Source organism: Hymenobacter sp. CRA2, from assembly GCF_002007105.1.
Classification (GTDB): Bacteria; Bacteroidota; Bacteroidia; order Cytophagales; family Hymenobacteraceae; genus Solirubrum.
In genome coordinates, this window is the sequence record NZ_MVBC01000008.1 from 159,520 (window position 1) to 173,514 (window position 13,995).

At 64.0% G+C, this 13,995-nt stretch carries 16 protein-coding genes; 6 read left to right on the forward strand and 10 right to left on the reverse strand.

The window, feature by feature from the left end; genetic code table 11:
* Positions 1 to 17: 17 nt before the first annotated feature.
* The 3 genes from B0919_RS14100 to B0919_RS14110 all read left to right on the forward strand — a co-directional run bounded on the left by B0919_RS14100 (position 18) and on the right by B0919_RS14110 (position 2,144).
* A complete protein-coding gene (locus B0919_RS14100) occupies positions 18 to 983 on the forward strand; it encodes a hypothetical protein (RefSeq protein ID WP_139362131.1) in 966 nt (321 codons plus the stop codon).
* A complete protein-coding gene (locus B0919_RS14105) occupies positions 980 to 1,567 on the forward strand; it encodes a 5-formyltetrahydrofolate cyclo-ligase (protein ID WP_078012919.1) in 588 nt (195 codons plus the stop codon). The genes B0919_RS14100 and B0919_RS14105 overlap by 4 nt, the downstream gene beginning before the upstream one ends.
* Positions 1,568 to 1,634: 67 nt before the next feature.
* The gene (locus B0919_RS14110) at positions 1,635 to 2,144 is read left to right on the forward strand and encodes an ExbD/TolR family protein (RefSeq protein ID WP_078012920.1); all 510 of its coding nucleotides are present in this window, start codon (positions 1,635 to 1,637) and stop codon (positions 2,142 to 2,144) included.
* A gap of 78 nt (positions 2,145 to 2,222) precedes the next feature.
* Here B0919_RS14110 and B0919_RS14115 read toward each other — a convergent pair whose 3' ends face one another.
* The 5 genes from B0919_RS14115 to mnmD all read right to left on the reverse strand — a co-directional run bounded on the left by B0919_RS14115 (position 2,223) and on the right by mnmD (position 6,089).
* Complete coding sequence (locus tag B0919_RS14115) at positions 2,223 to 2,714, reverse strand: hypothetical protein (protein ID WP_078012921.1); 492 nt, start codon at positions 2,712 to 2,714, stop codon at positions 2,223 to 2,225.
* A gap of 3 nt (positions 2,715 to 2,717) precedes the next feature.
* Positions 2,718 to 3,284 (reverse strand): GDYXXLXY domain-containing protein, encoded by a 567-nt coding sequence (locus B0919_RS14120; RefSeq protein ID WP_078012922.1) that lies wholly within the window; start codon positions 3,282 to 3,284, stop codon positions 2,718 to 2,720.
* Entirely contained in the window at positions 3,284 to 4,510 is a 1,227-nt protein-coding gene (locus B0919_RS14125) for a DUF2157 domain-containing protein (protein WP_078012923.1), read from the reverse strand. Before B0919_RS14125 ends, B0919_RS14120 begins: the two co-directional genes overlap by 1 nt.
* A 72-nt stretch (positions 4,511 to 4,582) precedes the next feature.
* The gene (locus B0919_RS14130) at positions 4,583 to 5,341 is read right to left on the reverse strand and encodes a protein phosphatase 2C domain-containing protein (RefSeq protein ID WP_078012924.1); all 759 of its coding nucleotides are present in this window, start codon (positions 5,339 to 5,341) and stop codon (positions 4,583 to 4,585) included.
* Between the two features lie 67 nt (positions 5,342 to 5,408).
* Positions 5,409 to 6,089, reverse strand: a complete 681-nt coding sequence (gene mnmD / locus B0919_RS14135) for a tRNA (5-methylaminomethyl-2-thiouridine)(34)-methyltransferase MnmD (RefSeq protein WP_078012925.1) — start codon at positions 6,087 to 6,089, stop codon at positions 5,409 to 5,411.
* Positions 6,090 to 6,278: 189 nt separating this feature from the next.
* Here mnmD and B0919_RS14140 point away from each other — a divergent pair, with 189 nt between their 5' ends.
* The 3 genes from B0919_RS14140 (at position 6,279) to rlmN (ending at position 8,695) form a co-directional block, all read left to right on the forward strand.
* Entirely contained in the window at positions 6,279 to 6,704 is a 426-nt protein-coding gene (locus tag B0919_RS14140) for a thioesterase family protein (protein WP_078013021.1), read from the forward strand.
* A gap of 254 nt (positions 6,705 to 6,958) precedes the next feature.
* A complete protein-coding gene (locus B0919_RS14145; protein ID WP_078012926.1) occupies positions 6,959 to 7,558 on the forward strand; it encodes a hypothetical protein in 600 nt (199 codons plus the stop codon).
* A gap of 63 nt (positions 7,559 to 7,621) precedes the next feature.
* Positions 7,622 to 8,695 (forward strand): 23S rRNA (adenine(2503)-C(2))-methyltransferase RlmN, encoded by a 1,074-nt coding sequence (gene rlmN / locus B0919_RS14150; RefSeq protein ID WP_078012927.1) that lies wholly within the window; start codon positions 7,622 to 7,624, stop codon positions 8,693 to 8,695.
* Between the two features lie 126 nt (positions 8,696 to 8,821).
* Here the strand turns inward: rlmN and B0919_RS14155 are convergent, their stop codons facing one another.
* From B0919_RS14155 to B0919_RS14175, 5 genes are all read right to left on the reverse strand, one after another.
* Complete coding sequence (locus tag B0919_RS14155; RefSeq protein WP_139362132.1) at positions 8,822 to 9,484, reverse strand: hypothetical protein; 663 nt, start codon at positions 9,482 to 9,484, stop codon at positions 8,822 to 8,824.
* A 60-nt stretch (positions 9,485 to 9,544) separates the two neighbouring features.
* The gene (locus B0919_RS14160) at positions 9,545 to 10,522 is read right to left on the reverse strand and encodes a YihY/virulence factor BrkB family protein (RefSeq protein WP_078012929.1); all 978 of its coding nucleotides are present in this window, start codon (positions 10,520 to 10,522) and stop codon (positions 9,545 to 9,547) included.
* A 73-nt stretch (positions 10,523 to 10,595) separates the two neighbouring features.
* A complete protein-coding gene (locus B0919_RS14165; RefSeq protein WP_078012930.1) occupies positions 10,596 to 11,321 on the reverse strand; it encodes a DUF3891 family protein in 726 nt (241 codons plus the stop codon).
* Positions 11,322 to 11,462: 141 nt separating this feature from the next.
* On the reverse strand, positions 11,463 to 12,650 hold the full coding sequence (locus B0919_RS14170) for an acyltransferase family protein (RefSeq protein ID WP_078012931.1): 1,188 nt from the start codon (positions 12,648 to 12,650) through the stop codon (positions 11,463 to 11,465).
* Between the two features lie 129 nt (positions 12,651 to 12,779).
* Positions 12,780 to 13,979: a helix-turn-helix domain-containing protein gene (locus tag B0919_RS14175; protein ID WP_078012932.1), complete on the reverse strand. Its 1,200-nt coding sequence runs from the start codon at positions 13,977 to 13,979 to the stop codon at positions 12,780 to 12,782.
* Positions 13,980 to 13,995 lie beyond the last annotated feature (16 nt).

Here is a 13,995-nt window from a genome sequence, read left to right on the forward strand (position 1 = left end):
CTCTACGGCCAGCTCGCATGTTTTCCTTTTTGTCCTCCTTGTTTTCGGGGCGCCCGCCGGCGCCCGCCGGGCGGGATTTGTCGTTCGGACTGCTGAGCGCGCATGGCCCGCCCGCCCTCGTGCGTGCCCAGCGCTGGCAAGAGCTGGCGTCCCTGGCTGCTGGCCTCTCCGGTGATGAGCTTTCCCGCCTGCTCGACGGCCTATGCCTGACGGAAGCCTACACCCTGGAAATTAGTCGGTTGGCTAGCCGCCCGGACGATGAGTTCAGCCGGTTGGCGCTCGGTGCCTGGTACCTGTTTCAGGCCTGGGAAGCCCGCACTGCCAAGTATGGCAAGGACCTGACGGAGACGGAAATCAACGGGTTCGAGCAGTACCTGCGGCTGGCGCACGAACGGTTGAGCGGCTCCTTTGGCAGCGAGCTGTTTCGCAGCGAAGCACGAGCCCGGCTGGTGCGCGTAGAACAGGGCTTCGGCGATGTGGAAGCGGCGCTGGCTGCGTTTCACGAAAGCGTGGCCCTCGATCCGGGCAAGTTCTGGGCCTACCACCATTTGTTCAAGGTGGCTTCGCCGCGCTGGTTTGGCAGTCAGGAGGAGCTGGTGGGCTACATCGAATCGGTGGACGAGCCGCGGGTGCAGTACGCGCTGTGGCTGATGTACCTGGTGGAAATGTACGACGACCTGGAGCGCGAAACGGAAAGCGAAGCAACCGCGCTCCGCCGCTGGTATCCCGCGTATCAGGACCGCATCGGGCAGGTGCTGGCCCTGCCCGCGCTGCCCGTCAGCGACTCGCTGGTATCCATCTACGCCAATAACCACCTGGCCTATGTGTACCACCTGCTGGGTGAGCGGGCCCGGCGCGACGCGCTGCTGGACCAACTAGCCCCGCGCTTCACGCCCTACCCCTGGGCATACTTCGGCATAGAATCGGGCAGCGACGCAGCTATGCAGCATTTCCGCAAGACTGCCGCCCGTTCCAGATCATGACCAAAGCCGAGCTGCGCCGCCTGATGCTGGCCCGGCGACGGGCGCTGCCGCCGGCCGAGCTGGCAGCCCGCAGCACGCGCATGGCTGCGCGGCTGTTTGCCGGCTTCGATGTGGGCGCCTGGCGCGCGGTACACCTCTTTTTGCCCTTACAGCGGCGGCAGGAGCCCGATACCTGGCTCATCATCCGCCGATTATGGACTGAGCAGCCCGGCACGCGCGTAGTGGTGCCGGTGGTGCAGGCCAGCGGCACCCTCACGCACCGCCTGCTGACGCCCGACACGCCGCTGGTCGAAAGCGCCTGGGGCATTCCGGAGCCGGTGGATGCCCCGCTAATCAGCCCCGCCGACATCGACGCGGTGCTGCTGCCGCTGCTGGCCTTCGACGAGCAGGGCCACCGCGTGGGCTATGGCAAGGGTTTCTATGACCGATTCCTGGCCGAATGCCCGCGCGCCCTGCGCATCGGCCTGAGCCTGGAGCCGCCCGTACCGCGCATCGCCGACGTGTGGCCCGGCGATGTGCCCCTGCACGCCTGCGTGACGCCGGAGAAGGTGTGGCGCTTTAGGCCGGCGCCGGAAGCGGTGTAGCCAACAATATCGGGGCGGAAGCGGCCGTTGGTAAGGCAGTTAGTCTTCACCAAAGCCCGTATCCGTCATGGCCGAAATCCAAGCCGCCGCCGAGTCCCGGGGCACCAAGCCCCGCGCCAAGAAACACGCCTTCCGCCTCGACATGACGCCGATGGTAGACCTGGCCTTTCTGCTGCTGACCTTCTTCATGCTCACCACCACGTTCAGCAAGCCCAACGTGATGCAGCTGACCATGCCGGTGAAGCCTGATATCAACGACGTGCCGCCCGTTATCGTGGAGGCCGACGCGCTGACGCTGATTCTGGACGGTAAAAACCGGGTGCACTATTTCTACGGCCTGAACGATGCGCAGAACCCGGCCGAGCTGCACACCACCGGCTTCAGTGCCGACGGGCTGCGGCAGGTACTGCTGAAGCAGCGGCAGCGCAGTCCCCGTACCGTGGTGCTCATCAAAACTACCCCCGACGCTACCTACCGCGACATGGTGGACGCCCTGGACGAAATGACCATTACTGGCCAGAAAAAGTACGCCGTGGTAGACACCAGCCCGGCCGACCTGGCTTTGCTGCACCGCTAACGAGTAATTGCATTTGGGGCCCGGCCGGGGTTGTGGGCAGACGAATCAGCCGCGTCCATAATCCCGGCCGGGCCCTGGCTATTTACCGAGCCGGTAGCTGCGGGCAAGCTTCACACCGGCAAACAAAACCGCGGCGGCCAGTAGTATTTGCAGCCCTTTCAGCGAGGTGAGCAGCCGTGGTAACACGTGACCAGCCTCAGGCGAAGCCGGTAAGTTGTGGTCAGCCTCACCCGGCAGTGCCCAGTAGCCGATGGCTGTAGACACTGCGCTGATGGCAGTGCTAAGCAGGCAGATAAGGACCAAACCCGCCAGACCAACCACCCAAGCTGCTGCCCGCGCCGGCAACCGCGTCAGGAGCAGATAGATGGTGCCGCTCAGCAAACCCAGTAGCAGCGCAATAAAGCCCAGGGCGTGCGCGGGCGTCACGACGAAGTAGGTGTTGTGGAACTGGATATCTAGCTCCGGCCCGGCAAGGGAGCGGAAGCCGAACAAGCCGCCGTACAGCAGCAAGCTAGTCGCAATCAGCCCAAGCATCCAGAGTGCCGCACGATACCCAATGGCAAGAGGCATGAGTTACCGGGGCGAAGCAGTAGGAGTATGGCTCACCTCCGTGATACGCGCCTGCCCCCACGGTGCGATGCTAACGTGCACGCGCAGGGGGCCGCGGCGCGACTGCCGCTCCAGCTGCAGGCCGGTGCCCTCGGGCACGTAGTAGCGTTCCAGCCCGTAGCGCAGCTGCAGGCCCTGGCGCCAGGCATTGGCTACCCAGCCGCGCAGCACCACGTGGCCCGTCGGCAGAGTCGCGGGTTCGTCGGGGTACACGGCTACGGCGCGGTGAAAGCCGGCCGAATCGGGCTGCAGCTCCACGTATACCGGGCGCCGCCGGCGGGGCTCGGCGCTGCCGCGCCACAGGCGGCGGGGTACTTGGCTGATGTCGTAGTTGAGGGTCACGTAGTCGCCGCGGAGCAGGTCGCGCGGGTCGATGGGAGAGGTGCGTAGCGTGACGGTGCGCCCGTAGTTGGTGACGGCGTAGCCCGCGGCGGCCACCAGCAACAGGAACACCACCTGCGCCCCGATGGCCAGCAGCACCCAGCGGCGGCGGTGTTCGGGTGCGGGCACCAGAAAGGTCGGCAACGGCATCAGGAACGCGGGTTAGAAGTTTGGTCGGCGGGCGGGATGCTATTAGCCTGGCGGCGCAGGTACCAGCTCAGCCCGAGCAGCAGCACGCCCCCGAGCAGGAAAAACAGCGACTTGTCCATGAAGCCCCACGTGAGCTTGAAGTAAGCCACCATGGTCGTGAGCACGAAGAGCACGGTACCGAGGTTGACGCGGTCGGGGGCCTGCTCGCGGAAGCCACGGTAGAGCACTGAGCCGGAATAGGCATAAAGCACTACCAGCGTAGCCACGGCCAGCGGCAAGCCGCCCGGGAAGTAGTAGCCCGGCAGCAGCAAGAGCCAGTCGGCGGCGCTGCCGAGGCGGCCGCGGGCCCGTTTGCCGGCCAGAGACAACAGAAATACCAGCAGCAAAGCCCCCAGGAAGCCCAGCGGCTGGGGCCGCAGCTCGTTGGTGTAGCTGCCCGCCTCACCGAACATGGCCAGCCCCAGCGTAAACAGAAACGCTGCTACCAGCGGGGGCGCCTGCCAGCCGCGGGCCTGCGGGCGCTCTAGCTGCCAGTCGCCGAGGGCATATACCAGCATAGCCGGCACAAAAAACCAGGTGATTTTGATGTGCAGGTGCTGCACCAGCAACGCCGCCTGCCACAGCAGCCCGGCCGACAACACCACGCCGCACAGGCTATCGGGGCGGCGCCACCAGTAGTAACCCAGGCCGCCAGCCAGCAGCCCCGCGGTGGCGTAGCTGTAGGTGCTGAGGCTGCCCACGCTATAGCCCTGCGCCACCGCGCCAATGGCCACCGTGAGCAGGAGCAGGGAGCGGCTTTGGTACAGGTAAGTGAGGCCCACGCCGGCCACCACCCAGGCCAGCAGGCCCGTCACGTCGTAGCCCACGAGCTGGTAGAGCTGGCTGGTGAGCACGATGCCCGCCCCGAACAGCAGTAAGCCCAGCCCAATCAAGCCAATACCCATGGAGCGGTGCCCGCGCGCCAGAAAGTACTCGCCGCCTGCGTAGGCGCCCACCAGCGCGCCGATGAGCAGCCCCAGGCGCAGGGCTTCGGGCAGGCCCTGCCAATTGGCCGCTACTACGCTCAGCGCGCTCAGGCCCACTAGTAGGCTGCCTAGCAGGGGCAGCAAGCCGATGGCCCGCGGCTGCTCGGGGTACAGCGCCCGCAACTGCTGCAGCTGTTCGGCGCTGATGATGCCGCGCTCTACCCAGCCGGGCCCTTCGGTATCGAGAAATCGTTGGCTCATAATGCGGCTTCAACTTACGCGGAAAGGTGCACTTGCGGCTAGTTGCTGCCTTCCAAAGCTCAAGCAGCCCGGCTACGCCCAGCGCAGCTGCACGATGCCCAGGTCGTCGGTGGCTACCAGGCCGCGCTGTTCCAGGGCCAGCAGCTTTCGGCGTAGCATGTGGGGCGAGGCCGGGGCCGTGGTGTCGCCCAGCAGGTAGGTGACCGGATTGAGCGGCAAGGGCGCAGCAGGAGCCGCCGGCTGCACAAAGGTGAAGATACCGTCGGTGCTCAGGCTCAGCTCCCTGACGCCGAGCGCCGAAAGGCGCTGTGCCTGCGCGGCGTACCACAGCTCGAAGTCCTCGGCGAGGTGGTAGCCCAGGTAATCGGGCGTGTTTTGCTGCTCGTATTCGGTCAGCTGTCCGTCCAGGCATATCAGGCCGTCGCCCAGGGCCAGGGTTTCAACGGCGCCAGTAGCCGTATTAACCACCGCCAACAGCAGGGTGGTGAGCAGTTCATCGTCGCGGAGCTGCAGCTGGCTTTTCAGGGCGCGCAGCTCGGGCATTAGCCGGCGCATCACCTCGCGCAGGGTATCTGCCAGCTCAGGCGCCGCTTGCCGCTGATAAAACGCCTCGTAGCTCAGCTCTACCGCAATCCGACGCAGCAGCTTACCTACCAGCGTAGCGGCGAAATAACTGTCGGTGCCCATGGTGCAGCCGTCGAGCACGGCCGCCAGCAGCCGCGTCCCGCCCAGGCTTTCCACCACGGTGTAATCCTCGCAGTGGTTGAGGTGGTGGGCGCCGATGCGGGTGAGCTGCGAGATAATCGGGGGTGAGGAATAAGAATCGGGCATACAAAAAGCGTCGGCCCCGCACGCGGAACCGACGCCCTAAGATAGTTTCCGGGATGGGTAAGTCAGGTTACCGCTTCCAGGCCCGCGTCATTTCGCGTTTGCCGGCCGGGCCGGGCAAGGACTCTACCTGCCAGCCGGCCGCTTTCAGGCTGCGCTTGAAGCTGCCTTTGGCGCAGTAGCTCACCAGGCAGCCGCCCGGCGCAGTGGCCGCGTACAGTTGCTGAAACACTTCGTCGGTCCACATATCGGGCTGCTTTTCAGGCGCAAAGGCATCGAAGTAGATGACGTGGTAGGTGTCCTCGGCCAGCGGCGTATCCTGCAGGGCACCGGTCAGCTTCAGCAAGGCGAAGTTGGGTGTCAGGGCCTCGGTGGTGTCCCAGCTGGCTTCGTGCAGCAGCTCGTAGCATTCCAGCAGCTCAGGGTTGAGGATGTAGCGCTCGGCACCCAGCTTGCGAATCACGGCGGCCGATAGCGGGTGCTTCTCAATGGTATCGTAGAAAATGGGGGCGGCCGAGGTAAAGCTGCGCTGCAGGGTGAGCAGCGCGTTCAGGCCCGTACCAAAGCCAACTTCCAGCACCCACACCGGGGCGGGGCCGCTGGCCGCATTCAGGGCTGGTTCCAGGCCCGCCTGCAGGTACACGTGCATGGCTTCCTGCACGGCGCCGTGGGTGGAATGGTAATGCTCGTCGAGGGCCGGCACGTAAAGCGTGCTGGACCCATCGGCAGTGGGGCGAACTTCTACAATCATGGGGGAACGGAGGAGAAGAGGGGGAACAGAAACGCACCCAAGGCGGCTGGAGCGGGATGTAAGTTAATGTCAAATCATAAACTTCCACAAATTAGGCGTGCCGATATTTGTGGGCCGTAAAACGCTGAAAAATCGCCTTAATCGTAATTGCCGGAGCGCAGGTTGCAGTTCCAAACTTCTTTTTATTTCATGGCTCGTCTTAAAGTTGCGCTGCCCACCGCGTTTTCGGTCACCATCGACCTGCCCGTCCGCATCACCGACCTCAACTACGGTGCCCACCTCGGCAACGACGCCCTGGTGAGCCTGCTGCACGAAGCCCGGGTGCAGTTTCTGCGCCAGATGCAGCTCACCGAGTTCGACCCGGCCACCCGGCAGGGCATGATCATGGCCGACCTGGCCGTGGAGTACAAGGGCGAAGGCTTTTACGGCGACGTACTGCGCGTGCAGATGGCCGCCACCGACCTGCACAAGTACGGTTTCGACGTGGTGTACCACGTACACACCACCGCCGGCCGCGAAATAGCCCGGGCCAAAACCGGCATGCTGTGCTTCGACTACACTACCCGCAAGCTCGCCACGCTGCCCGAGGAAGCGGCTGCCCGCCTGTCGGCCTGAGCCCGCGGGCTGAGTTGGGGCCGCGTCGGCTAGTGGTGTTATAGGCAGCTGCTGCTCGAAGACGGAATGCCAAAAAAGGCGGAAACTGCCACCGTAAATGACCGGGCGCGGCGCATCCGGCCCTGCCGCCCCGGGTGACGCGGGCGGCGTTTGTGCCAGCCGAGGTAGCGCACTTATCCGTATCAGCGCCTGCTGCCGCTAATTTTGACCTCTACCTGCCGGGCCGCGCAGCCTGCGCCCCGCTTTTTTGCTCGATGACTGTACTCTCCCGCCCCATAGGCCTGCTGCTGTTGGCCGGCTCCCTGCTTACCGCCTGCGACTCGGAGCCCAAACGAACCCAAGTCCAGGCGGCGCCCACCCCTGAACCCGTGCAGTACCCCACCGGGCCCGATTCGGCCACGGCCGTAGCGGCGCTGCCCAAGCAACGGCTATTGTCGCAGAGCGTGAGCCGGCACGTATTTTCCACCGCACGTGACCAGGACTTATTCAGCCTGCAGTTGGTGGGCGACTCCGTGCAGCGGGCGGTGGTGCGCTTCTGTATCATCTCGGCCGCCGGCGACACGCTCTGGCGCGAGCAGTTTGCGGCCACGGCGCTACTGCCCACAGCCTTGCGCCGGGCACCCGCGGCCCGGCAGCAAGCCTACATGCTGGCGCAGTTTCGGGGCTTCCTGACCCAAAAACAGTTTGTGATGCCGGCCGTGCCACCCGGTACGGCACCAGCTTCTGGGGTGGAAGCCGGCGTGTGGACTGAGCTGCAGCAAACCGGCTTGCCCGGCTTCCGCTACGCCCAGGGCGACGCCCCGGCACGCCGGCTGGCCTACCTGCCCAGCCAGCGCAAAGCGGTGGCCTTCTAGGCGCGCCCGCAAACCCGGACCCGTCCGGGAACCTAAGCCGCTGTTTGGTTGTACCTTTGTGCTATGATCACGCTGCCCATCGTCACCAAACGCGACATCCGCAAACTCACGCTCGACGAGCTGAAAGCCTTCTTCGTGGAGCACGGCGAAAAGCCTTTCCGCGCCAAGCAGGTAATGGAATGGCTATGGCGCAATGTGGCCACCAGCTTCAGCGAAATGAACAACATTTCGCTGAGCACCCGCGAGTTGCTCGAGGCGCACTTTCGCATCAACTCGGTGCAGATCCATACCCAGCAGCAAAGCTCGGACGGCACCATCAAGTATGCCTTCCGCCTGCACGACGGCCACCTCGTGGAGGGCGTGCTCATCCCGAAAGATGAGCGCATGACGGCGTGCATTTCCTCGCAGGTGGGCTGCTCGCTGACGTGTAAGTTCTGCGCCACCGGCTACATGGAGCGCAAACGCAACCTCGACACGGCCGAGATTTTCGACCAGGTCGCCATCATCGCCCAGCAGGCCCAGGAGCACTTTGGTACCCCGCTCACCAACATCGTGTACATGGGCATGGGCGAGCCGCTGCTCAACTATGCCAACGTGCTCAAGAGCGTGGAGCGCATCACTGACAACAAGGAGGGCCTGGGCATGGCCGCCCGCCGCCTCACGGTGAGCACCGCCGGCATCTCCAAGATGATCAAGAAGCTGGCCGACGACGGCTTCAAAGCCAACCTGGCCCTCTCGCTGCATGCGCCCACTGACGAGAAGCGCAACACCATCATGCCCATCAACGAGTCGAACTCGCTGCCGGTGCTGAAGGAGGCCCTGCAGCACTACCACCAGGTGACGGGCCGCATGGTGACCTACGAGTACATCGTGTTCGACAACTTCAACGACTCCATCGAGGACGCTAAGAACCTGCTGGAAATTACGAAGTGGATTCCCTGCAAGGTCAACCTGATCGAGTACAACCCCATCGCGCCGGCTGCCTTCCTCAATGCGCAGGAGGACCGCCTCGTGCCCTTCATGAAGTACCTCGCCGACCGCGGCGTGCAGGTGAACGTGCGCCGTTCGCGCGGCAAGGACATTGACGCTGCCTGCGGGCAGCTAGCCACCAAGGAAGGCCAGCCCCAGCCGGCGTAACCGCTGTGCTTCACAAAGCATACACGGCCCGCTACGCACAGTTTGCGTAGCGGGCCGTGCTGCGTAATAGCCTACCGGGCGCCATCTGGCTGCGGTCGGGCACAGGCTGCCGTCGGGGCGCGCTGGCTAACGGCCCAAGGACAGTAGGGCGTTGGGACAGTGCCGTTCCAGGTAGCTGGTTACCTGCGTGCTCATGTCCGCAACCCACGCCTGGGTATTGGCCTTAGCGCCGTGCACGCGCATGATTTGCGGTCCGTAGCCGTTGACCACCCGTAAAAAATCGGCGTGAAAAAGCTCCATCCGCTCTGCCGGCTTGCGGGTGGCAAAATCCCCGTTGGCTTGGTGGCGGGCCAGGCTCGCGCACAAGTCGTTGCCGATGGATTCCAGGAGCTGATCGGCAGGGCTGTGCGCGGCCACCGTATTGCTGAACGCGTTGTAGAGTTGCTGGCCGGCGGGGCAGTGTTTAATCAGTTCCAGCGCCACGGCAGTGGAAAACCCCTCGCTGAACTGCCGCCTCGCATCGGGCGAAGATGCCGAACGGCTGAGCCGCTCGGCGGCTTTTTCGTGCTTGGTAATGGCTGCCTCGATGCCTCGCTCCAACTGCTCCTGCGCTTCGGCCGCCGAAAGAGAAGCGGCAGGGGAGCCCAGTTCTTTACAGGCATCAGCCGCAACCCGGCGGATCAGCTGCTGTTGCCCGGGGATGGTATCCGGGGGAGTTGGCGGGCCACCAGCTCGGGCCGCAGATATAGTCAACGCCCAGATAACTAACAGGAAATAGAAAAGCTTCATGCCGGCAAGGTAAGGCGGAGCCGGTCAGCCGCCTAATTCTATTCGCGGCGTGCTATAGCCTTACTGTTTCCAGCGGCCTTCGGCGTGGGGGCGGCCGGTCTTCTGCTCTTCTTTGCTTTCGCCGGGCGGCACCTCGCGCACTTCTATGCGGACGGCATGGGCTTTGGGCATTACGTGGGCGCCGTAACAGTCGGCGTACTGCTGGGTAAGCTCGGCCCCGAAGAAGATGATGAGGGAGGAGTAGTAAATCCAGATCAGCAGCACAATGATGGAGCCCGCCGCGCCGAAGGCCGAGCCCGGGTCGGCGGTGCTGATGTAGAATGTGAGCAGGTATTTGCCGAGCACGAAGAGCAGAGCGGTGCAGGCGGCGCCCACCCACACGTCGCGCCAGCGGATGAGGGCGTCGGGCAGGAAGCGGTAAATCAGCGCGAAGAGCACCGTGGTGACGCTGAAGGACAGCACGAAATCGACCAGACGGATGAGCACTACGGCCACGTCGGGTAGAATGCGCTGCAGGTAACCGGTGAAAAAGCTGAGCGTGGCGCTGATGACGAACGAAATGAGCAGCAGCAGGGCCACGCTCAGGATAAGGCCAAAGGATAGCACCCGGTCGCGGACGAATTGCTTAATCACGCCCACGTTGTTATCCGTTTTCACGCGCAGGTTCCAGATGCTGTTGAGGCATTCCTGTAGGGTGACGAAGAAAGTAGTGGCCGTGAAAATAAGCGTGCCAATGCCCAACGCCGCCGACATGCCGCCCTGACGCTGCTGGTTGAAGCTTTTGATGGAGTCCTGGATGGTCTTGGCCGCGTCGGCGCTGACCAGGCCATTGAGCTGGGCAAACACCTGCCCTTGCACCGCCTCTTCCCCTAGCAGGGTGCCGGCCGTGGCAATGACGATGAGCAGCAGCGGCGGCAAAGAGAGCACCGCGTTGTAGGACAGGGCGGCGGCGAGGCGCAGGGAGTTGTTCTCGTTGAACTGCGCGAACGTATTGCTCAGCAGCGAGGGCAGCGAAGAGAGGCGGAAATGAGAAGCCATGGCACGGAGCTAGGTCGGCGGAGTAAGTCTAGGCGGTACTACGGCCCCGGGGCTCCACGCGTTGACGAGGAGCTCAGCGTCGCAACGTCCAGCGCAGGGTTTCGGCTGGGGCTGCCTTAATGGCCGCGCTCAGCTCCTCGTCGCTGCCGAACTGCAGCTGGCGCAGCACGGCGGCTTCTACCGATACCTCAAATTCAGCGGCGGCAAAGGGCCACGGCGCCACCTGTACCGACTCATCGGCGCGCTGGCGCACGTCGTAGCGCTGGCCGTCGGGCCCCAGGCTGATTTCCAGGGCGCGCTCCATTTCGGGCAGTTCGCGGCGGCACAGAATCAGGCTGAGCCGGTCGCACCACTGCAGCAGGGCGTAGGCCTGCTGGGCCTCATCTTTCTTCAGCTTCAGCTCGCGGCGCCAGCGCTGCTGGCACTGGCGCTGCTCATCGAGAAAAACATCGATTTCGGGCTGCTGCCCGCGCAGCTCCTCGTACAGAAAGCTCATGTGCATGCTGGTGAGCAGGCTACGCCAGCGGCCCTGAAAGCGCGCCTCGTGCATGACTTCGGTGGCCTGCTCCAGCGAGAAGTCCTTCATGGTGAAGTCGGCCGGGGCGCCGGCGGGCGTGAGGGCGTAGCGGCCGTCCCAGCGGCGCTGGCCGTCGTCGTGCTGGGCGGCGGCGGCGAGCAGGCCCACCCACCGGTCGAGGGGCAGAAATGCAGGCCACTGGTGCAGCAGCTGGGCCGCCAGCAGGGCGTGGGCCTGTTGGTAAATCAGCTGCCAGCCGTCGGCGGTGTAGTTGACAATCATGGAGCAGATGGGGCCAGAGGTACGATGGAACCGGTTGCTTGATACGGGCTACTGGCCCCGGTAGCTACGGACGCTGACCGGTTACGCCGCAACTCCCGTGTGGTTTGCCCGGCGGCTGCTCACTTCCCGATGGACCGTTTGCTAAGCCTGATAAGCAGCGGTAGCCAGTGCCTGATGCGGCGCGGCTTTGCGCGCCGCCCGGGGCTTGAGGCCGAACAGCACCCGCAGCACCGAAAAACGCTCGATTACGGCGTAAAGAAGCGCGGTGAAGCCGAAGGTACCCAAGGCAATAATCAGGAATTTGGCGCCGTTGGTGGCGTGCCATTGCAGCACGTAGTAGCCCAGCACGATAAGCACCGTTTGGTGCAGAATGTAAAATGGGTACACCGCCTCGTTGGCGCGCTGTAGCAGCGGGGAGTTGCGGTTGAGGTAGCGCCGCCCAAAACCCACGCAGACGAGTATCCAGCACCAGCAGTTGAAGCCCTGCACAGCGCGCTTGATGGCCCCGCCGATAAGAGCGTAATAATAGTCGTCGGCCCAGTAATAGAAGCTGAAAGCGGCCAGGCCCAGGGCCAGGAACAGGTAGCGCTGCCGCTCAGCGGCCTGCCAGAAGCCCGCCAAGGGGCCTAGCAGGTACCCATAGATGAACAGGGTCAGGTAGAAAGCGAAGTTAAACCAGTCCGAAACCAGGTTGCGGTGGTCGGGCCAGTAGGGGCGCAACACGAGCTGCAGCAGCACCAGCGGCAGCGCAAACAGCAGCACGCGGCCCGGCTGCTGCAGCCACTGACTCAGGCGGGCCAGCGCGGCCTGCGCGGCCGGCTTGCGCAACTGCAGAAACAGGGGCAGGCTGAGCAGCGAGAAGGGCAGCAGGTAAGCAATAAACCACAGGTGGTTCCAGGAGAAGTTGCCCTTGGGGTAAGTGCCCTCGAAGTAGTGGGGGTAGAAGTCGAGCAGGGACGTATAGCCGGCACCCTGCGTCAGCCGCTCGTAGTACACCTGTGGCACCACTACCACCAGCATGCCAAACACCAACGGCAGCAGCAGGCGCTGGAGCCGCTCGCCCGCAAACTGCCCGGCCGTGCGGCGCCTCAGGGCGAAGGTGGCGCCAACCCCGGAAATTACAAACAGCAGGGGCATGCGCCACTGGTTCAGGAACTCCATGGGCAGCTCCAGCGCGGGGGTGCTGACTTGGCTCATGAGGTGGAATTTCCAGCCCACGAAAATCAGCCCGGTGTGGTAGAGTATCAGCAGACCGAAGGCCAGTACGCGGAGCCAGTCGAGGTCGTAGCGGCGGCTGGCCGTGGGAGGGGGGGAAGAGGCAAGGCTCATCGTTGAGGAGGGGGTAGGTGAATCGATGCTCAAACCTACCCAGTGAGCCTCCCAAGCCACGACATACCTCGCAAACCCGGCGTACTGCCTTACAAGTCCGGACGCCACGACTCCGGCAAACCCGTGTTTTTACTGCGCCACGGCACTTTTTCGAAATTGGGACGGAGTGGTCTGGGTATGCTTCTTAAAGGCCGCGTTGAACGCTGATTTCGAGTTGAAGCCGGCCGCAAAGCCGATTTCTTCCAGCTTCAGGTGCGTGGTTTCGAGGCTCAGGAGCTGGCGTTTTACTTCTTCGATGCGGTGCGCATTGATAAAGTCGAAGAAGTTTTGCTGGCACTGCTCGTTGATGACCTGGGAGAGGTGATGCGGCGGCAGACGCAGCAGGCTGGCCAACTCCGCCAACGACAGGTCGGGGTTGCGGTAGGGGTGAGCGGCATCCATCAGGGCGCGCAGCCGGGCCAGAATTTCCGAGGCGGCATCGGGGCTCAGTGCCGTTTTTTCATATTTCCGGCGCGGCGTAGCGGCCTCCGCCGGTGGGGCTTCGGGCGTAGTCTGCATGGCCAGCAGCGAGGACCGGCTGATGGCCCGCCCGCTCATGCTGTAGAAGAGCAGCGCAATGAGGGACGCCACCCACACGTCGCCGGCGTCGTTCATGTCGCCTGTGGTGGAGTGGAAATAGGTGGTGGCACCCACGTACACGAGCAGCAACAGCCCACAGCCCAGGCCCAGACGCTTCAGCCAGCTAAGAGCCGGAGCCGAACTGGCCACCTGCTGGCGCTGATAAGCCAGCAGGACGCGTACCTGAAGCCCCGCGTACACCAGCAGGTAAGCACCCAGCACGAGGTAAAAAGCCGCGTAGAACTGGGTGTAAGAGGCAAACCACCAGAAGTCGTGCGCGGCGGCCGGGGCAGCCGGGTGGGGCTGGTGAAACGATTCGGCCACGGAACGCAGCTTCCAGGCCTCGCTCTGGGCGAAGAAGGGTACCATGTACACGGCGTGCACGGCAGCCGGCAGCAGGAGCAGCAGGTAGCGGGGCTGCCAGCGGAAGCCGGGCTCCGTCAGGCTACGGGTGTAGAGGTAGAGCAGCGGCGACACCACAAAGGCCAGCGGCTCGGTGAGGCCCACGAAATAGGGTGCAAACTGAATGTAGCCGGAGTAGCACAGCAAAATCTCCACGACCAGCAGGGCCAGGCTAAGCACCAGCAAACCCAGCAAGCGGTTGCTCAGCCGCACGCCCTGAGGTGCGAAAAAGAACGTCCAGCTCAGCAGCAGGCCCTGCGCGGCCCCCAGCAGAATCAACACCGACCATAAGTTGAGAAAGGGCTGCATGCGGATGCTGCGAAGA